The following is a 17,799-nucleotide window of genomic DNA, read 5'->3' on the forward strand; positions in this document are numbered from 1 at the left end:
CTATACCTCTTTCTTTTTTGATATCAAATAATATGGAATCGCTACAAACAGTATCCCTCCTGCCATGTTGCCAAGAGATACAGTCAATATGTTATACATGTATCCAGAAAAACTCACAGCAGATTCAAAAGGGGCCAGCAGCGATATTGTAAGGAGTGTCATATTTGCTATGCTGTGCTCATACCCGGATGTAATAAATGCATACAGACACCAGAATATTATAATGAGTTTTCCACTTTCGCTCTTGCATTTAAAGCTGCACCATACTGCAAGGCAAACCAGAATATTGCATAACAGTCCTCTTAAAAAAAGAGGAATGAAGGGTATGCTCATTTTTGCCGCAGATGCTGAAGCAATAAACTCTCCTGTCGGTCCCTGTGCAAAGCCTGCTGCATAAAATAACAGAGCCATTATTATCGAACCAATCCAGTTTCCTATGTAGCATACAATCCACAGCTTAAATACCTGTGACCACTTAATCATTCCTGACATGGCCCCAGCGGTCAGTACAAGGTTATTGCCCGTAAAAAGCTCAGAACCAGCCATTATGACAAGGCTCAGCGCTATTCCAAAAGATATTCCCATGATGATTTTTGCATGTGGCTGACCTGACAACAGTCCCCCTACATTGAATATAAGTGCAATCCCCAGGCCAACATAGAGTCCGGCCAGCATGGAAGCAACAAAATAACCAGATGGATTTTTTTTGAAAAAATCACATTTTGCCTTTGCTGCATTTGTAATTGAAGAAAATTCCTCAGCAAACATAACTACCTCCTTGTTTAATATTTAGCAAAATTATAACAGCCATACAGAATCTCTGTTGTGATTAAAATCACGATTCCTGAAAATATCTTAACAAATTCTCTCTATTTTTAATTATAAATCTGTTCTTACGGACAACTATAAGATCATTATCGCTTAAGAGCTTTACATATCTTGATACGGTTTCTCTTTTTGAGCCAACAAGGTCTGCAAGATAAGTTATGCTCATGTCAAAGTCAATCATCGTTCCTTCATCACATTGTCTCCCATGGTCTGCAGACAGCTTCCACAGCTTTGCTGCAATCTGCTTGTCCAGCCTTACAGTATTAGACGTGTTTTTCATCTGGTGATACAGTCTCCTTATCTTTAGAGCCATAGAGTCCATTACAGCCTTTGAGAGATCGAAATCCCGACTCATGGCAAGCAGCATAATGCTCTTCGGAATTATAAGTATGCTGCTGTCAGTTAGAAGTTCACAGTTTATAGATGCAAATTTATCCTGAATCATAACCTCATTAAGAAACGCCCCACTGCCATATATGAATATTACTTTCTTCTCATGACGGCTGTTCAGCTTGTAGAGCGCCGCCTTTCCTCTTATTACAAAGTAGAAATTACCGACCTCTTCCCGGTCAATAAAAATATGTTCGTTCTTTATGTAGCTTCTTACACCTGCCGATAACGCCAGAAAGTCAAGAGTGCTTTCATCGCGATCCTTGAATATATCAATTCTGTGCAGGTATTCTTTTATGTTCAGCATAATTCAAGCTCCTTTAATTAATTCTTAATATAATTTTTGTTTTTTAAAAATGGCTTTAATTCACTGTTGATGAACTAAAGCCATTTTCTAAATCTAACTATTCATTTGTTTTACTGTTAAGTTCTACTATTTCTGATTTCTGATCATTCGTTAATATTTTGTCTGTTATTGCAGCTATCATGAATATACCCATAATACTCAATACTAATCTAATTGCCATGAAATTTATTCCAATGCTTGCCGCCTCAAATGTAAGCAGCGGAATTTTGGTGGTTGACCAGGCACCAACAAATATCAGAACATTAAAGAGGCTGCTGCCCTTCCTGATCATCAGAGCAGCTACCGGAAATGACGCATACAGTGGTCCTGCAGCTGCACTCCCCAGTAGAAATGAAATCAGTATACCTTTGAATCCTGACCCTTTTCCAGTTAATCTTATCATCGTGCTTCTGTCAACCCAGACATCAAGAAGCCCTAACAGGATAAATATTGGAGGTATAACCGAGATCATCTCTTTAATATTACTGCCTGTTATGCTCAGTATCATTGCTCCTTTAGCAGAATCTGCAAGGTATATTATAAAAGTAAGCATGATAAGCAGTATCGAAAATTTATATCTTTTTATTAAATTTATCATAATATAGCTCCTATTACTATTGCAACAATTATGGAAAAAGCAAATGCAGAAATGTTTCTTATCAACGTTGCTTTTTTGCCAAAGATCTTAATTTCCATTGGTACCGTAACTATTCCAACCATCATGAGCGTTGATACAAAGGCTGCAATCTGCATGTAACCGGCACCATTTTTAAGCAGCGCAGATGCGAGTGGAAAGGCTATAAATCCCGGAATCAGAGTAACTGATCCCAACAGGGCAGCAGTAATTGTCCCATACCATCCTGAGCTTGAACCTATTAGGCTCGAGATATTCTCAGGGCTGAGATATGACAGAGCCAGTCCTATGATTAAGAGAATGGATAAAAACTGAGGCAATATGTTTTCAAATGATTTCCATGATTTTTTAAGCGCTATCTTCGTTTTCTCCCTGTCTTTATAGAAAGAAATTCCAAGCCCTATAACAGCTGTAAAATACAAGATTGATGTAAATGACATAATTTCTCCTTCATATAAATTAATTATATATCTGATAATATGAATATAATATAACAAAACTAAATATAAATCAATATATTTATATATTACGTTATTGAGACGTAAGTGTCAGTAACCTTGGTTACATTTCCAATAAAAAAGACCGAAAAGCGATGAGCTTATCAGTCCTGATAATATTTTTATGAATTGCTTTTTACATGTGCTGCTACTTTTACGTCTTCTCTGGATATATGACTGAAGAACCATCCTGAAATAAGGTTGTTGATTCGTCCGACTAAAGCTACATTGGGTCCCTGAGTTTCTAAGTCAGAAACTAGATTTTTGACTTCCTGAACAAAAAACTCATGAAGTTTTTTATGATTGTTATAGTCTGGATAATTGCTTTTGATCTGAAGTCTCTCTTCATCACCAAAATGCTTTTTAGTATAATCTAAAAGAAATTTACCTGTTCTACTTATTTCCTCACGGCCTTTTCCTTCTGAGCAAGCAACAAGAAGCGTATTTGCTGCTTCTATAAGTTCTTTGTGCTGCCCGTCAATTGCAATATTTCCTGTTGCAAGGCTGTCTTTCCACTTAAATGCCATATCTTTACCTCCAGTTGATTAAATTTCAAATTTTGTTATTATTGTAAATATATCACAACATTTCGAATCATTCAATATTCCCTTTTAATTAAAAAATATCAGCTGTTTCTTATGTGTGCAGCTACCTTTACATCTTCTCTGGAGATATGGTCAAAAACCCATCCTGCAATAAGGTTATTTATCCTTCCAACCAGAGCTACCGTCGGCCCCTGTGATTCCAGGTCTGTAACAAGCGCATTTACTTCTCCTACAAGCTTTTCGTGAAGCTTCTTGTGATTAGCATAATCAGGATAATTGCTTTTCATCTGAAGCTTTTCTTCATCACCAAAATGTTTCTTTGTGTAGTTCAATAGAAATCTTCCCGTCTTTACTATCTCTTCTCTACCTTTTCCCTCAGAGCATGCTTTCAGAAGTTCATTTGCCGCATCCACAAGCTCCTTATGTTGATTGTCGATTACTGTATTCCCCGTAGTTAAACTGTCTTTCCATTTAAATGCCATGACTACCTCCAAAATAAATAGCTTATTAACAACTATTATCAATAATACCACTAATACACGATATTATCAACCTGCTAAAAATATTTTTCTGCTTCTTTTCTCAAAATAACTGCCTTATCGAGCTTCTCAGCTTAATGCAACATAGATCTCAATAAAGATATCATCGGCACTTACAACCGATCTGTAAACTTTATCATTGCTGAGTGCTATATCTACGTCCATCCCTTCAACGAGTGCGGGAACCGAAATATCCACAGTCCTGCCCATACATGAAAGTGTCGTAGCCGAATTTGCGGTAAGCATGTTTGCAAGCTCTGATATCGCACTTTTCGCCATTTCATCAAGCGTATCGACAGGCATTCCCATCATCATCTTTGAAGCAATTTTCATAGAACTTGCCTTATCCATTATATTTTCTTGTTTACTGATTCTATGTCAGTGCTTGTGATATTTTCAAATCCGAGCTGAGGCATCACATCATATACTGTTTTTATAAAGGGACTTATGTTGTTTAGATCCATTTTGTATCCTCCATTTTAAATCCCATGTTTATATAAAATTCTCCTATTTCGGAGTCTATGACAAAAGACCGGTTATCAATCCCATAGAAATTTATGTTTATATCCTTTCCATGAAATAGAGTAGGTGGAGAAACCCTTAGCCCGAAGGATCTGTTTATGCTGTTCAGCATTGAACATGTGTTTCCTGCTATTATATTTGCCATCTCATTAAGAACAGATACCGTTTTTTCATTGTCTATATACAGCTCGTCAGAAATTATATTTGTGATTTTAGCTGCTGTTTCATCCGAAATATCCATAAGAAATCTGCCGCTGTGTCTTCCTATTATTCCTACAGTAACTGAAAACCCAGCAGATTTTCTGCAGGTTTCTCCGAAGAACGACTTTTCCGAGAACTCAACTTTGCCTTCAACTGCTCTTTTTATGTAGTTATAGGCCGATTCTCTTACAGCTCCTTCATATGCCGCATTCAGCATATAAAAAAGCTCCTGACCCTCAAAAAGGCTTTCCAGGGCAGAATGGAACTCACTCTTATCAACAGGCTTCTGTAAATATCCCTTTATTCCTGCAAGCCTTGCCTTTTTAACTATCTCATCATCCATCATGGAGCTCACGGCTATTATATTTGCATTTTTATTATGCTTGAGTATGTTTTTGGAACACTCAATACCATCACCATCAGGAAGCGTCATGTCCATAGTTATAAGATCCGGCATTACTTCTCCTGATATCCTTACAGCCTCCTTTATATTCATAGCAGAGCCGACAACTTCATGTCCTTCAGACTCAAGCAGGTTTTTTAAGACTGCAATTGAGAACGCAGAATCATCGACTATCATTATTTTTAACTTTTTCATGCTTACCACCTTTATATTATATACTCATACTTCGCACATGAATATTATTCTATGAACCTTGAAAATTCAATATTTGACAAGAATCAACTATCTTAGATACACAAAGCAAGACACTTTTTCGTTGATGAAGGAAGTGCCTCAAAGAAAGAATCCATAAATTGCTCCAGCTGACTTGATGTAAGCGAAAGCTTATCTGCTAAAGTTGATAAAAATGCATCCATAAGCATTTGAAATGCCTGCATCCAATTTATGTCAGCCATTTCATCTGCTATCAGATAGAAAAGTTCGCCAAGAGTTCTTTTATCGGAAGATGTCCTGTTTTCAACAGCAAGCATCATATACCTTGTAAATACAACAGCTACATGAGCTGTCATTGCATCATAAGACAAAGATAGGCATTCTTTAGTCAGTTTCAGATATGACTTGCAGATCTTGAAAAATACTTCTATGTCCCATCTTTTGCCATATATTCTGATGATTTCATTTTCATCCAGGGTTATGTCTGTAGAAATGATTGCAAGATAGTCTTTCTTCTTATTTCGGTTCCTTACAAATACAACCTTTGCCGGAATCGAGTCTGCGCCTTTGACTACATTGACATCCACTGAAAGCAGGTACTTTGAAAGCCCCCTGCGTTTGCGATTCTGTTTGTATATCTCAGTGATCGGAAGCATCTCACCATTGTATTGATAATGCATTTTGGGTGTCTTTTTGGTCATTGCTATGGAGTCAAGTCCCATGCTTTTAATTGAAGTCAGGGATGATGGTGAGCAGAACCATGTATCAAAAAGTACATGCTTTGCAGGGATTTCATACTGAATTGCTTCTTTAATCAGCTCAAGCATTACAAGTGTAGCTTTTGTCTGAGCAAGAACTCTTCTCTTGTGACCTGAGGTTCTCTTGTCCAGTTTTTCAGCTTCATTGAATCTGTTCTTCATATTTTCAGAAGAAAGCAGGCAGCTGTTTACGGGAAGAAATGTATTGCCGTCAGACCAGCCTAGCGTGAGCAGGCGAAAGCCTCTTCTGAATTTTGAATTTGTATGATCGAATACTTTTGAAAGAAGTTCAACATTCTTAGACTTGTTTCTTTCAAACATAGTATCATCAACGATTAGAACATTTATGCGGTCTTCATCAGTAAGTTTCTCGATAGTTGTGCTTACAATCCTGGACGAAAGCATTGTCGTAAAGCGAAACCAGTTTATATTGGCTGATTTTACAAATCGATATACGGAATCCTTAGCGAAGCTATTTACACGCTTTTCGGACATCATCTCCATGTACATGCTTCTGTTGAAGAAGACAAGAGAAAAGATGTACTGAAAAATAGCTACTGAAGCAATCCCCTTGGATTTACAGCCATTGGAAGCTTTCAGTATGGAACCTACCCTGTAAGTCTTAAAAAAACTTGATATTCTTGAAGAAACTGTATTATCAATTTCGTATTTTTGTGTTATTATTTTCATAGCATGAACCTCCGGTTTTGATTTATTGTTTCTGATAACTCAATTATACCAAAAACGGAGCTTTCATGCTTTTTATTTGTCAAATATTATTGAATTTTCAAGGTTCATAGGCACTTTTTGAAGTGCGAAGTATGAGTTATTTATTATATATATATTAACCAATTTGTATACATGATGTAAATCAATTTTTATTGAATTTCATCCTGACATGTATTATGCTGCTGATAATCAGCACAATACATATTATAACTGTATATTCTATCATCGGGTAGCTTCCGTTTAGCTCCTGTATAGAAGCGTGCCTTGCATATATTCCATAATACGCCCATATAAGAGTAACTCCATACTCGATATTACTGTATTTCATTAAAGTCAGCAACCCTATGATAGCACCTAAAATAATCACAAAAACAGTCCATGTCTCATCGCGTATTCCAAAGCCTCCCCAGCCTTCACTTACAAGAAGTACCGTAAAATTGGCGATTGTCGCTACAGTTATCCAGCCCAGATATATACTGAAAGGTATTCTTATGAAAAGTATCTGCTTTTTGTTCAGATTACGCTTGCTTATCTCTTTGTTTATATACAGAAGAGATACAAGTATTATTACCATGAAAATCATAGAAAGAGCAATAAAATTGTAATGCCACGATATTATCCATGCCGCGTTTGCAACTGACGATATTGTAAATGGTATCGCCAGCTTCTTAACCAGCCTTATGTTTACCTTGTCAGATATTCTCTTAAACAATCCATATTCATAAAAATATGAAGTGCAAGCAGGAAATATATCAATCCCCATATTGAAAATGTAAACCCTGCAGGCGTAAAAAGATTTTCATATGAGTCTGATATCTCTGATGTCCTCACTCCATTAATCGGTATAAGATTTGCAGAAATATTTGTCACAATCATCAATGCATAGCTTAATGAAGTAATAATCTTTATCATTCCATATTCCATTTTATGATTGTGCATCTTCATTCCCCCTTATTTCTTGCAGTACAGCATTTCAATGTGCGGTATCAAATCCTCCAGATATTCTTCAGATTCTATCTTAAATCCCAGATTTTTATAGAAATCAGTAAGATATGACTGAGCTGAAATTCTTATTTTTCTTTCATTCATGCTATGCTCTATAAAGTCAATCGCACTTTTCATAAGATTTCCCGCAAGTCCATTCCCTCTGTATTGCGAATCAACCATTACCCTTCCTATTGAAACCTCATCATATGATATACCTCTGTCCAGTATGCGAAGATAGCCTACCACTCGATCATCATCAAGCATGAATAAATGGTGCGCATGATAATCCTTTCCATCGACATCCTGATAGAGGCAGCTCTGTTCAATAATAAACACCTGCGCTCTGGCTCTGAGGATCTCATACAGCTCTTTTGCGGTCAATTCCCTGAATCTCTTTATTATAATTTCCATAGCTCCTCCTGTAACATACAAAACTGCTGAATATATGTATTATCTTGCTTATATTTTAATACCCAGATACTCAAATCATTATAGATACTTAAGCTAATAATTTACTCTTCCGTTTAGTGCAACACAAACAGGGTATATAAATTTTAAATTCTGTATAAAAAAAGGAGACTCTTATGAAACTTAAAGGTAAAGTCGCTGTAGTAACAGGTGCCAGTTCAGGTATGGGAAGAGAGATAGCATATGTCTTTGCAAGAGAAGGCGCAGTAGTGTATGCTGCAGCAAGAAGACTTGAGAAGCTCGAAGAACTTGCTGAGAAAACAAAAGACTTTGAGGGAAAGATAATTCCGGTAAGCAGCAATCTGATAAATCAGGAAGACGCAGAAAAGCTTATTGAGTATGCATATTCAGATTCAGGAAAGCTTGACATATTAGTTAATAATGCAGGTATTATGGATGATTTCAGCGGAGTTGGCGATGTAAATGATGAAATGATGAACAAAGTATTTGATCTCAATGTATTCGCTCCTTTCTACACAAGCAGAAAAGCTGTAAACATATTCCTTAAGGAAGGAAAAGGAGTAATTGTCAACATAGCTTCAATAGGAGGTCTGTACGGAGCAAGAGCCGGTGCAGTATATACTGCTTCAAAGCATGCGCTTGTTGGCCTTACAAAAAACACAGGATATATGTATGCAAAGAAAAACATAAGATGCAATGCAATCTGTCCGGGAGCTATCGAAACCGATATCGGCTCCGGAGAATACATGAAGCATGTAAATCAGGATGGCATGAACATTATAATGGCAAACATTGGTGGAAATCCAAGAAGTGGCAGTCCTGCTGAAATAGCTGAGATCGCGGTTTTCCTTGCATCTGATGAATCAAGCCTTATAAATGGTCAGTGCCTTGCTGCCGATGCAGGATGGACTGCATTCTAAAAAACTCGCATTCTAAAAAACCTGCTGATTTTCAAATCAGCAGGTTTTAAAACTATATTGCTTATTTTTCCAGAAGATCTTCATATGGCCATTTGCTCTGTCCATTTTCAAGAATAAAAAGTCTCTCCGGAGCTATTCCTTTTGTCTCAAGGTATTCAATAGTTCTGGTTGCGCCACCAGCCCCACCAGGACATATAACTATTATAGGTTGGTCTCCCTGAAGGTCATCAATTACAACATCAAGTTTAGCTTTTTCTTCATCCGTCTTAACAGGATAAGCATGTGTCGGTATTGCACCTTTTATGTGATGAGCTTCCCACTCTTCCTCTACCTGGATATCAAGAAGTATCACATCTTCAGCATTTTCAATTGCATCCTTTGTCTGCTCTGCAGTATAGTAATTAAATGTTCTTTCCGCAGATGAATCTGTAGCCTGAGATTCTCCTGAATTTGATGAGCATCCTGTGAATACAAGAATTAAAGAAACTACAAGCGCTGAAATAAATGTCAATTTTTTCATTTAAAACTCTCCTTTTTTTTGTAATTCTAATTTTGATACTTTGAACAGTATAAGCCAAAACAGCTTATGAGTCAATAAAAGAGAGTATTTTTTCAATGAATCATTTAAAGATTTTATCAATCGATATTATAAGAAATTTCTATACATTATCACTTATCATCACTTGACTTCCATTCGTCAAGTGATTTCATGACTGCCTCATAGGTCTGATTTGATATCTCTGGCAATTTCCCTCCCATCAGCTCTTTTGCTGCTTCAAGTCCATCTCTGATTGCATCCTTCAATATCTCTATCTTTGATGAATCTCCGCCGCTTATTCTTTTTGCAAAGTCTACGATTCTCTCACTTGTCTTTTTTACTCCCCAGAACCCTTCATCAGAAATTTCAGCCTGCGCTTTCAGTGATGTCGCCTTGTCTATCTTTATCTTATCTGGATTTTCATTGTAAATCTCACCATCTGAAAATCGGAGTGTAGATGAATTGAACTTGAATCCCTGCTTTTCAACCAGATCCTTTACCATATTTCTTATGCTAAGCTTCTGTTCTTCAAGACTCATCTTAAGTGAGTCAATATCGATCTTGTCCTGCTCTGTTCTGTCTCTTGCTTTAATGTCAGCATTCTTTACCTTAACATATTCAGGGCGTTCTGTTCTTCTCACTGATCCTGTATTATTTATATTCATTACTGACATAGCCTCTCCTCCTTCAAAAATATAAATGCTTCAAAATTTAATTACATCATATTTACCCATAAATACGTAATATTACTTGAATATGTATTAAAAAGAGCTGAAAACCTTGGTTTTCAGCTCTGAGATACTTCTAATTGGCAAGCGCTCTTCCTATATGTTTTACAAAATCCTGAGTATTCGTGACTACAGACGTCGCAGTCAGAGTTCCTCTGTCCGCAAGCTTGTTTACTGCGAACTCCTGGATGTCAACAGTATACATATATACCGGTCTTACGATTCCATCAAACTCATTGTATGAAGGAGTCATATTACCAGTTGCAATCGTGAACAGCGCAGTTGAAACCATTATTATCGTAGATGTCTTCTTTGCATGTACTCTCATTGCATCCTGTGCCTGCCTTACATCATTGTATGTGCCAGGAAGTGTAAATCGATCTCTTATCGTACCCGAAAGAACAAATGGAACTCCGCATTCTACACAGGCTTTTATTATCCCGTCCTTAGCTTTTCCTGTCTTTATGAATTCTTCAATCGAACCAGCTTCTCTTACCATATTTATGGTCTCATAATAATTGCTCATCGTAGTCTGTTCTTTGACAAAAACTTCCTGACCCCATACAGTGTCACATACTGCACACTCAAGGTCAAAGGCTGCCAGACTTGTTCCGCAAAGTATAGCATCCACATACCCGTCTCTTATGAGCTTTTCGAGCGCTGATCTTGTTCCACGGTCAAGGCTTATTGCAGTTCCGAGTACCCATGTCACGTAGCCGTTGTTTTTCTTCTCGTTTCTCAGTATGTCATAAAGCCTGTCGTAGTCAACAGAAAATGCAGTCTCTCTGGATCTTCCGCATCTGAATGCAAATGTATCAGAGCATTTGAGGCTGGCATTGAATCCGTGTGCATACATGAATATGCCTTCGCTTCCGTCTTCTTTTCTACCCACTGCAACTTTGTCGCCTTTTTTAAGATTTCTGAGCTCTACTACCCTGAGGCTTTCATTTCCTGGCTCATCATTTACAACGCACGCTGAGTCCATTCTGCTTTTTGTTGCAAGAATCCATTTTCCGTTAACTTTAAAGTATTCAGGAAAAACTGAAAGGGCATGGTAGTTCTCTGGCGAGACTCCTTCTTTTTCTACTTCGACTAATTTTACATCCGGTGCATTTATAAAAAAATCTGTATTAAAATCTGGTGCTTTATATTTTGGCATTTCAAATTTCATATTTCTACTCCTGCTTTATATAAAAGTGGATTATCCGCTTTAAATCTATTTAATAAGTCCTCTTTGAACATTAACAACAAAATCCTGAACATTTGTCACAATTGGTCTGACTGCTATATATTCTCTTGCCGCCATAACCTTGTTAACTACGTTTTCAGTTACATCTACACTGTACATGAAAACCGGCACTATGCTGCCATCCTCATTGACACTGTAGCTGGAAGCAAGCTCTGCAGCAGACACAGAATGAAGCATTGTTGCCATCCCTATTATTAAAGTAGCCTTGTCGGTCTGCTCTTTCATTGCATTGAGACCATCTGGAATGTTTGTATACACCTCAGGCAAAGGTCCGTCATCTCTTATAGATCCTACAAGTACATATGGAATATCCAGCTTGTCGAGAGTCTTTATAAATCCGTCCTTTACATTTCCTTCTTTTATGAAATCTCTTATAGAGCCTGAACGCCTTACCTCATTGAGAAGATCAAGGTGATTGTAATGTCCCATAGGCATTGACTCCTGAGTATATATATTCTGTCCAAGTGCAGTATCAAGATATCCAGCCTCTAAATCATGTGTTGCCATGGCATTTCCCGCAAGAAGTCCCTGAACATATCCATTTTCTGCAAGCTCGGAAAGCCCTATTCTTGTGTAGTAGTCAAATACTACTGAAGGTCCCAGAACCCATAGAATATGCCCGCCGTTTTCCTTTTCATGGCGCATAAGTTCAATCAGATAATCATAGTCATTTGTGAATGAACTTTCGACAAATCTGCCCGGCTCTGATACGACACTTTTATCAAACCCATCTTTATGAACATATATTCCATTTTCCACCGAAGCATCTTTTCCTAATACGACTTTATCGCCAACTACAAGATTGTTCAGCTCTTTAACTACTATTTCATCAGATTCCAGAACTGCTACGCAATTTTGTGAATTACGCTTTGGAATTATCCAGCAATTTTTATGATTGTAGTATGCCGGCATATGGCTTGTCAGATAAAAACCTGATGGAGCCACTCCGTTTTTTGTAACTTCTCCAAGTCTGATTTCTCTTGAATTTTTAAATATCTCAGAACTAAAATCTGGTGGTGTGAATTTTGGTAATACGAAAGACATGAGTTTCCTCCTCAATAATTCAATTTATAAATATAATAATTATTTTCCAGAAATTTTCTGAAAAGATAGTTATTTTAATAACTTTTGATTTGTGTTTATTTTAAAGTTTTCTGTGTTTTCAGTTTCGATTTTATATATTTATAACGAAACATAGTTATTATTATAACATCATATTTTTCAAATATCTACAAAAAAATCAAAAATTGTTGAATTAGTTTTAAAAATTTAATTAATATACACAAATTTGTAATCTTCAGAAAACAATGATATAACTGGCTTTGATTATATTTTTGTAATAAAAAAGACAGGTGAAATAACACCCGTCTCATCTCTTTATCCTAGTTTGTCTCCCTTTTTTACAGCCCTCTCCGGCTGAATCAGTACTACTCCCTCCTGAGAATAAACACCCAGTACAAGCACCTCTGATATGAAATCAGCAATCTGCCTTGGCGGAAAGTTTACCACACCAAGAACCTGTCTTCCGACAAGGTCTTCCAGTTCATAACATTCTGTAATCTGAGCGCTGGATCTCTTTACTCCTATTTCGTCTCCAAAATCAACCCAAAGCTTGTATGCAGGTTTTCGAGCTTTTTCAAAAATCTCTGCTTTGATAATCTCTCCTGCCCTGATATCAATTTTCAAAAAATCGTCAAATGTAGTCATATTTTCCTCCAAGTCATTTAATTATAAATTTTCATATGCAAGCTGATTACGTCCATTACTTTTGCACTTATATAGCAACTCATCCGCCTTATTTACTATGCTGTCTGTATGATTGCCTGTAATCTCTGACAGTCCTATGCTGACGCTGGTCCTCAGTCCGTCAATGCTCCATTCATGGTTCTCTATTGTCTCTCTGATTCGTTCACATATTATTATACCCTGTTCCAGGCTCACATCCCTGATTATTATAAGAAATTCCTCTCCCCCATATCTGCCAACATTATCACAGCTTCGCAAGGTACTCTTTATTATACTTGATACCTCAACCAAAACCCTGTCTCCTGCAGAATGACCATAAGTGTCATTAATCATCTTGAAATAATCAATGTCAAGCAATGCTACAACACCTTTTGAATCAAGACTTTCCTGCAGTATATCTATTATCTTTCTTCTGTTATATATCTGCGTGAGATCATCAGTTACTGATTCAATATAAAGCCTGTTTTTAAGGCATTCCGTATGCTTGAAATTTTTTATAAGCGTAATCCCGATACCCGCTATCATAAGAAGCATTATAGAAAGCAGTGCTATGAAAAATTCCTGCTGTCTCAGCTTTTGCTGCCTTTCTGCATCAAGGCTCTCAAGCAACTCTATCTGGTCCAGATTTTCTTTTTCCTCCAGTTCCCTGAATAGCTTTATATCTTCACTGTACTCTTGTGATGTAATTGAATATTGAGCATTCGCAAGATAATAATAAAGATCTGCAGCCATCTTGTAATCTTTACTCTTATATGCCGCTTCTGCTTTCATCTTCTTTAAATATTTCTCATAATCACTTAAGGAACCTCTCGACGTGTCAACTACCAGGCTCAGCCTTTTTTCGGCTTCATCAAAGCTATTTATTGCCTCATTATAATTTCCAGCCATCGTGCTTATTTCACCATCATACTGCATAGTCTGGATTTTCATGAGTATTCTAGTATCTGCAGCTTCTGCTTCAGGTTTAAAATCGGAAAACAGATTAAGTGCCTCCGCTCCTGTTATTTGTTCTGATTCAGCCATGTTTTTTATGTGTTTGGCTCTATATGTAACATAATGCTGAAGAATAAGATTGTCCGCAGGCTCGTACCTGAGATCCGTTAATGAATCTTCATACAGCTCTGATGCTCTGTCATAATTCCGGTAATCTGCTTCCATATCGCCCCTCAAGGCAGCCGCATAGCCTCTAATCCATCTGGTTTCATCTGTAATGGCAGAACCTACCGCCTTATCCAGAATTTCGTTTACTTTATAATCTTCAGTGAGATAAAAATAAGCCTTGGCAATGCCTGCATAAGCGATTGTCATATAAAACGGGTCATTTTCCTGAATTGCAAGCTTTTCAAGCGATTCCCCATGCTCGATGAGCTTAAGGAAAGACTCATTGAAATCGTCATATTCAAGCAGCCTTCTTAATAGCTTCATCTCAAGTTCAGGGTTAGCTCCTTTCTTAAGATTTGAATAAGCATCTTCAAAATAAGCTTCGCCATCCTTTAGATTTCCTGCGAGAGTAAAATCTACTGCTTTTATGTACATATCTGTAATAGCTGATTCAGTAAGTCTGTTGTTTTTTCCCAGTGCCTCTGCAGGTATGCATATAATAAGCCTGAATTATTCATGATGATTTAAAATTGATTTTTAAATCATCCAATTAACATTAAACAACTAATCTTTCGGATTTCATAAAAAAAGCGTAGCTTTATTCCTGAAAATGGATACACTTCTTCCTTGGTTGTTGAAAATCCAAATTTTAGCTGTCAAGGTACATTAGCTTCATTCCAATTTTGGATTTAAAGCATAAATATTATCCAAAGTCTGCATAAATTCTTTCTTGTATTGAAAATAACTGCAGAGTTTGAATTTTATATAACCGCCGCCTCTGACGACTTTGGCAGCAACTTTGAACATTTTAATACGTATTGTATCTATTTGAAGTTTCCTGAATTCTTTGCTTAAAACAAGTCTTCGAAACCAGTTAAACAGATTATAAGTGATGACATGTATCTGTAGTTTATTTTGATTGGTAAGAAAGCTATTGCTACTCATTCGATCAAATCTGAATCCATTTTTAAATTCTTTGATGTAGTTCTCCATTTTACCGCGGTTGCAGTAAAACATAAGTACTTGCATTGGAGAAAGTTCCATGTTTGTTACAATAAACGAGTGAATGAATACCATCTGATTGGAAGGTTTTTCAACTTTCACTACAACCCTGCGGGGAACATCCCAGCTGTTAGCTTGGTAGTAAAATTCATCATAAACAACCTTGTAATCAAGAATATTAGATGTACAAATATCAGTTAGTTCCTGGACTGCGCCAGCAGCAAGACTATATAGACTTGCATTTGCTTTAAGTCTTATTGCATAAGAAACTGAATTTTCTTCAAGAAGTTCATATAATTTTGGTTTTGCAAATCCGCTATCGCCCCTTAGTGATAGGTGGGTATCCGGCTCAAGCTCACTGAACTCTTTTATGAGCGGTCTTATGAATTGTTCGATTCCATTTGATGTATATATTGAACCTGGGCGAAGCTCCGCTTTCAATAAATCCCCAGTAAGGCCATCAAAAGCTAAAAGAGGATGATATCCATTGGATTTGTAATGAAAATTGAAACTGGATTCTTCCTGTTTGCCAAATGTTTTAAAATTTGTTGAATCAACATCAAGTAGAATGTGCTTTGGTTTTTCGACTGAATATATTCTTTTTCTCATATTCATGTTGATCTCATCCAATTGTTTAATCGTATTTTTATCCATTCTGGAAAAGAATCTTGACAAGGTTGGTTGTGATGCTAATTTCTTAGCAAAGATATGATTAAACAGTGGATCCAGCCTCAATTCATCAGAAGTAGAATCAGCAAAATATGAGGCGATAGACATATACATCTTTTGAAGCAGATTGTCTGCATCACAATGAAATCTGTATTTTGCTGTATCAGTTGTTTTAAAAGAGTTCTTTATAAGTGAAGAAAATCCTAGTTTTTCATCAAATTCGCGTAGTAAAATTAGTCCGGAATCTGATGTAAGATCGCCTCCATTGAAATTAAATTTGATTCTGTTATTGAAATTTAGTGCCATATCGTTTAAACTATTCATAGGGAACCTTCCTCTTGATATTTTTGTTTGTTTTGTCACTAACTATAATAACAAGATTAAGGTTCTTTTTCTATGCTTTTGATTAAAATATAAAATAAATTTTATCACTTATGAAGTGACAAGACTAAATGGCTATAATTGTTATATTGTGCGGCGCTCCGCACTTATATAAAAAAGATATGAATAATTCAGGATAAGTAATATAAGCGTGACTGTCACAAGTCGCATTAACTTTTTCAAATTACGTGTACATTCCTCCTCGAATCCATAAGTATATTATTCGGATAATTCGTATATTTCCATACTGATATTATATTACAAAATTAAGAAAATAAAAACACATTTATTTTAATTAAAGGCTGTGTCACAATTAATAGTTGATAAATTAGTAATATTGCAAAATCCGGAGAGTGTGATACAATTTACTTAACACTCTCTCGAAAGGATGGGCCAAGTTATGGCAACTATCGAAGATATTCTTCTATTGGTAGAGGGGCTTACACCCTTCGAAAAAGATGAGCTGCGGGCTAAACTAATGGAAAACAGTATTGCTGCACCAAGCATTGAAAAATTGGTCAGTGAGGACCGGTTTTCCGGTGGTCTTGTATGCCCTCATTGTGGTTGCTTAGGTCATATCGTGAGGAATGGTCATCGAAGTGATGGCCGTCAACGCTACAAGTGTAGAGATTGCGACAAGTCTTTCTTGGCTGCTACAAACTCTATAGCTTCTGGAACCCGAAAGGAATTGAAAGTCTGGAAGCTGTACATGGAGTGCATGATTAACAAACTGCCAATTCGAAAGACGGCTGAAATATGCGGAATTCACAGAAATACTGCCTTCATCTGGAGGCATAAAATTCTTGACGCCCTTCAAAAGGTGGCAAACCAAACAAACCTCAGAGGAATTATCGAAGCAGATGAAACCTTCTTTCCCTTGTCTTTCAAGGGCAACCATAAGCATAGTTCAACCTTCAAAATGCCAAGGACGGCCCATAAACGCGGCAAAGCTATCAGCACCAGAGGAATATCTAAGGAGCAGGTTTGTGTTCCTTGTGCAATAGATCGGACAGGGAACTCACTATCTAAGATAGCTACATTAGGGAGAGTTAGAACCAAAGATCTTCACAAAATATATGACGGGAAGATCATTGATAAATCAGTGTTCTGCACAGATAAAATGAATTCCTACGTGCGATTTGCAAATAGCAATGGCATCGAGCTCGTCCAACTGAAGACAGGCAAATCCAAGAAGGGCATTTATCATATTCAGCACATCAACGCATATCACAGCAAGCTGAAGGCTTTTATCCGGATTTTCAAGGGAGTTGCGACGAAATATCTCAACAATTATTTGCTATGGAATAACTGGATCAATTCAAGTTACGGCACTCTTCGGGAACGAGTTGATCGAATCATTAAGGTTGCCTTGACTACAAGGGTAACGGTCAAATGCGCCCTGTTGTCAAGAAGGTCACCAGTCCCATTGGCATAGAATTACTAT

Annotated in this window: 21 protein-coding genes; 2 read left to right on the forward strand and 19 right to left on the reverse strand. The window is 36.9% G+C overall.

Translation table 11 applies throughout. The features are described from left to right. The 12 genes from AC4PGZ_RS06320 to AC4PGZ_RS06375 form a co-directional block, all read right to left on the reverse strand. On the reverse strand, positions 1–768 hold the full coding sequence (locus AC4PGZ_RS06320; RefSeq protein WP_492160212.1) for a formate/nitrite transporter family protein: 768 nt from the start codon (positions 766–768) through the stop codon (positions 1–3). A 67-nt stretch (positions 769–835) separates the two neighbouring features. Beyond that, on the reverse strand, positions 836–1,525 hold the full coding sequence (locus tag AC4PGZ_RS06325) for a Crp/Fnr family transcriptional regulator (protein ID WP_492160214.1): 690 nt from the start codon (positions 1,523–1,525) through the stop codon (positions 836–838). A 97-nt stretch (positions 1,526–1,622) separates the two neighbouring features. Next, positions 1,623–2,162 carry a permease gene (locus AC4PGZ_RS06330; RefSeq protein ID WP_492160215.1) on the reverse strand — a complete coding sequence of 180 codons (540 nt, stop codon included), beginning with the start codon at positions 2,160–2,162 and terminating at the stop codon, positions 1,623–1,625. Further along, positions 2,159–2,638: a permease gene (locus AC4PGZ_RS06335; RefSeq protein ID WP_492160216.1), complete on the reverse strand. Its 480-nt coding sequence runs from the start codon at positions 2,636–2,638 to the stop codon at positions 2,159–2,161. The genes AC4PGZ_RS06330 and AC4PGZ_RS06335 overlap by 4 nt, the downstream gene beginning before the upstream one ends. Before the next feature lie 179 nt (positions 2,639–2,817). Further along, positions 2,818–3,222 carry a bacteriohemerythrin gene (locus AC4PGZ_RS06340; protein ID WP_492160217.1) on the reverse strand — a complete coding sequence of 135 codons (405 nt, stop codon included), beginning with the start codon at positions 3,220–3,222 and terminating at the stop codon, positions 2,818–2,820. Positions 3,223–3,320: 98 nt separating this feature from the next. Continuing rightward, the gene (locus AC4PGZ_RS06345; protein WP_492160218.1) at positions 3,321–3,722 is read right to left on the reverse strand and encodes a bacteriohemerythrin; all 402 of its coding nucleotides are present in this window, start codon (positions 3,720–3,722) and stop codon (positions 3,321–3,323) included. A gap of 126 nt (positions 3,723–3,848) precedes the next feature. Continuing rightward, a complete protein-coding gene (locus AC4PGZ_RS06350) occupies positions 3,849–4,130 on the reverse strand; it encodes a chemotaxis protein CheX (RefSeq protein WP_492160219.1) in 282 nt (93 codons plus the stop codon). A gap of 103 nt (positions 4,131–4,233) precedes the next feature. Then, positions 4,234–5,100 (reverse strand): response regulator, encoded by an 867-nt coding sequence (locus AC4PGZ_RS06355; RefSeq protein ID WP_492160220.1) that lies wholly within the window; start codon positions 5,098–5,100, stop codon positions 4,234–4,236. A gap of 92 nt (positions 5,101–5,192) precedes the next feature. Beyond that, on the reverse strand, positions 5,193–6,566 hold the full coding sequence (locus tag AC4PGZ_RS06360) for an IS4 family transposase (protein WP_492160221.1): 1,374 nt from the start codon (positions 6,564–6,566) through the stop codon (positions 5,193–5,195). A 181-nt stretch (positions 6,567–6,747) separates the two neighbouring features. Further along, positions 6,748–7,317, reverse strand: coding sequence for a TspO-related membrane protein (locus AC4PGZ_RS06365; protein ID WP_492160222.1), 570 nt, complete (start codon positions 7,315–7,317; stop codon positions 6,748–6,750). Further along, positions 7,290–7,544, reverse strand: a complete 255-nt coding sequence (locus AC4PGZ_RS06370; protein WP_492160223.1) for a TspO-related membrane protein — start codon at positions 7,542–7,544, stop codon at positions 7,290–7,292. The genes AC4PGZ_RS06365 and AC4PGZ_RS06370 overlap by 28 nt, the downstream gene beginning before the upstream one ends. Positions 7,545–7,556: 12 nt before the next feature. Next, complete coding sequence (locus tag AC4PGZ_RS06375; protein WP_492160224.1) at positions 7,557–8,003, reverse strand: GNAT family N-acetyltransferase; 447 nt, start codon at positions 8,001–8,003, stop codon at positions 7,557–7,559. 173 nt (positions 8,004–8,176) lie between these two features. Here AC4PGZ_RS06375 and AC4PGZ_RS06380 point away from each other — a divergent pair, with 173 nt between their 5' ends. Continuing rightward, positions 8,177–8,941, forward strand: a complete 765-nt coding sequence (locus tag AC4PGZ_RS06380) for an SDR family NAD(P)-dependent oxidoreductase (RefSeq protein WP_492160225.1) — start codon at positions 8,177–8,179, stop codon at positions 8,939–8,941. Positions 8,942–9,002: 61 nt separating this feature from the next. On the opposite strand, the gene AC4PGZ_RS06385 is transcribed toward AC4PGZ_RS06380, so the two are convergent. From AC4PGZ_RS06385 to AC4PGZ_RS06415, 7 genes are all read right to left on the reverse strand, one after another. Beyond that, on the reverse strand, positions 9,003–9,461 hold the full coding sequence (locus AC4PGZ_RS06385) for a rhodanese-like domain-containing protein (protein WP_492160226.1): 459 nt from the start codon (positions 9,459–9,461) through the stop codon (positions 9,003–9,005). A gap of 149 nt (positions 9,462–9,610) precedes the next feature. Continuing rightward, positions 9,611–10,153: a hypothetical protein gene (locus AC4PGZ_RS06390; protein WP_492160227.1), complete on the reverse strand. Its 543-nt coding sequence runs from the start codon at positions 10,151–10,153 to the stop codon at positions 9,611–9,613. Positions 10,154–10,283: 130 nt separating this feature from the next. Further along, positions 10,284–11,378, reverse strand: coding sequence for a putative NPN-dependent ornithine cyclodeaminase (locus AC4PGZ_RS06395; protein WP_492160228.1), 1,095 nt, complete (start codon positions 11,376–11,378; stop codon positions 10,284–10,286). A 45-nt stretch (positions 11,379–11,423) separates the two neighbouring features. Continuing rightward, on the reverse strand, positions 11,424–12,500 hold the full coding sequence (locus AC4PGZ_RS06400; protein WP_492160229.1) for an ornithine cyclodeaminase family domain: 1,077 nt from the start codon (positions 12,498–12,500) through the stop codon (positions 11,424–11,426). Positions 12,501–12,833: 333 nt separating this feature from the next. Then, positions 12,834–13,163: a tRNA-binding protein gene (locus tag AC4PGZ_RS06405; protein ID WP_492160230.1), complete on the reverse strand. Its 330-nt coding sequence runs from the start codon at positions 13,161–13,163 to the stop codon at positions 12,834–12,836. A 21-nt stretch (positions 13,164–13,184) separates the two neighbouring features. Further along, on the reverse strand, positions 13,185–14,738 hold the full coding sequence (locus tag AC4PGZ_RS06410; protein ID WP_492160231.1) for a GGDEF domain-containing protein: 1,554 nt from the start codon (positions 14,736–14,738) through the stop codon (positions 13,185–13,187). A gap of 237 nt (positions 14,739–14,975) precedes the next feature. After that, positions 14,976–16,298: an IS1380 family transposase gene (locus tag AC4PGZ_RS06415; RefSeq protein WP_492160232.1), complete on the reverse strand. Its 1,323-nt coding sequence runs from the start codon at positions 16,296–16,298 to the stop codon at positions 14,976–14,978. Positions 16,299–16,755: 457 nt separating this feature from the next. Between AC4PGZ_RS06415 and AC4PGZ_RS06420 the strand changes: the two genes are divergently transcribed. Further along, a complete protein-coding gene (locus tag AC4PGZ_RS06420; RefSeq protein ID WP_492157812.1) occupies positions 16,756–17,790 on the forward strand; it encodes an IS1595 family transposase in 1,035 nt (344 codons plus the stop codon). Positions 17,791–17,799: the final 9 nt, after the last annotated feature.

It is taken from the genome of Proteocatella sp. QWL-06 (genome assembly GCF_058684135.1).

What these genes read in the sequence shown, in the direction of transcription:
- AC4PGZ_RS06395 (WP_492160228.1), bottom strand. Translation starts at nt 11,378, where the DNA reads ATGAAATTTGAAATGCCAAAATATAAAGCACCAGATTTTAATACAGAT.
- AC4PGZ_RS06385 (WP_492160226.1), bottom strand. Translation starts at nt 9,461, where the DNA reads ATGAAAAAATTGACATTTATTTCAGCGCTTGTAGTTTCTTTAATTCTT.
- AC4PGZ_RS06380 (WP_492160225.1), top strand. Translation starts at nt 8,177, where the DNA reads ATGAAACTTAAAGGTAAAGTCGCTGTAGTAACAGGTGCCAGTTCAGGT.
- AC4PGZ_RS06410 (WP_492160231.1), bottom strand. Translation starts at nt 14,738, where the DNA reads ATGTACATAAAAGCAGTAGATTTTACTCTCGCAGGAAATCTAAAGGAT.
- AC4PGZ_RS06350 (WP_492160219.1), bottom strand. Translation starts at nt 4,130, where the DNA reads ATGGATAAGGCAAGTTCTATGAAAATTGCTTCAAAGATGATGATGGGA.
- AC4PGZ_RS06355 (WP_492160220.1), bottom strand. Translation starts at nt 5,100, where the DNA reads ATGAAAAAGTTAAAAATAATGATAGTCGATGATTCTGCGTTCTCAATT.
- AC4PGZ_RS06360 (WP_492160221.1), bottom strand. Translation starts at nt 6,566, where the DNA reads ATGAAAATAATAACACAAAAATACGAAATTGATAATACAGTTTCTTCA.
- AC4PGZ_RS06390 (WP_492160227.1), bottom strand. Translation starts at nt 10,153, where the DNA reads ATGTCAGTAATGAATATAAATAATACAGGATCAGTGAGAAGAACAGAA.
- AC4PGZ_RS06415 (WP_492160232.1), bottom strand. Translation starts at nt 16,298, where the DNA reads ATGAATAGTTTAAACGATATGGCACTAAATTTCAATAACAGAATCAAA.
- AC4PGZ_RS06340 (WP_492160217.1), bottom strand. Translation starts at nt 3,222, where the DNA reads ATGGCATTTAAGTGGAAAGACAGCCTTGCAACAGGAAATATTGCAATT.
- AC4PGZ_RS06400 (WP_492160229.1), bottom strand. Translation starts at nt 12,500, where the DNA reads ATGTCTTTCGTATTACCAAAATTCACACCACCAGATTTTAGTTCTGAG.
- AC4PGZ_RS06405 (WP_492160230.1), bottom strand. Translation starts at nt 13,163, where the DNA reads ATGACTACATTTGACGATTTTTTGAAAATTGATATCAGGGCAGGAGAG.
- AC4PGZ_RS06375 (WP_492160224.1), bottom strand. Translation starts at nt 8,003, where the DNA reads ATGGAAATTATAATAAAGAGATTCAGGGAATTGACCGCAAAAGAGCTG.
- AC4PGZ_RS06335 (WP_492160216.1), bottom strand. Translation starts at nt 2,638, where the DNA reads ATGTCATTTACATCAATCTTGTATTTTACAGCTGTTATAGGGCTTGGA.
- AC4PGZ_RS06325 (WP_492160214.1), bottom strand. Translation starts at nt 1,525, where the DNA reads ATGCTGAACATAAAAGAATACCTGCACAGAATTGATATATTCAAGGAT.
- AC4PGZ_RS06320 (WP_492160212.1), bottom strand. Translation starts at nt 768, where the DNA reads ATGTTTGCTGAGGAATTTTCTTCAATTACAAATGCAGCAAAGGCAAAA.
- AC4PGZ_RS06345 (WP_492160218.1), bottom strand. Translation starts at nt 3,722, where the DNA reads ATGGCATTTAAATGGAAAGACAGTTTAACTACGGGGAATACAGTAATC.
- AC4PGZ_RS06330 (WP_492160215.1), bottom strand. Translation starts at nt 2,162, where the DNA reads ATGATAAATTTAATAAAAAGATATAAATTTTCGATACTGCTTATCATG.
- AC4PGZ_RS06420 (WP_492157812.1), top strand. Translation starts at nt 16,756, where the DNA reads ATGGCAACTATCGAAGATATTCTTCTATTGGTAGAGGGGCTTACACCC.
- AC4PGZ_RS06370 (WP_492160223.1), bottom strand. Translation starts at nt 7,544, where the DNA reads ATGCACAATCATAAAATGGAATATGGAATGATAAAGATTATTACTTCA.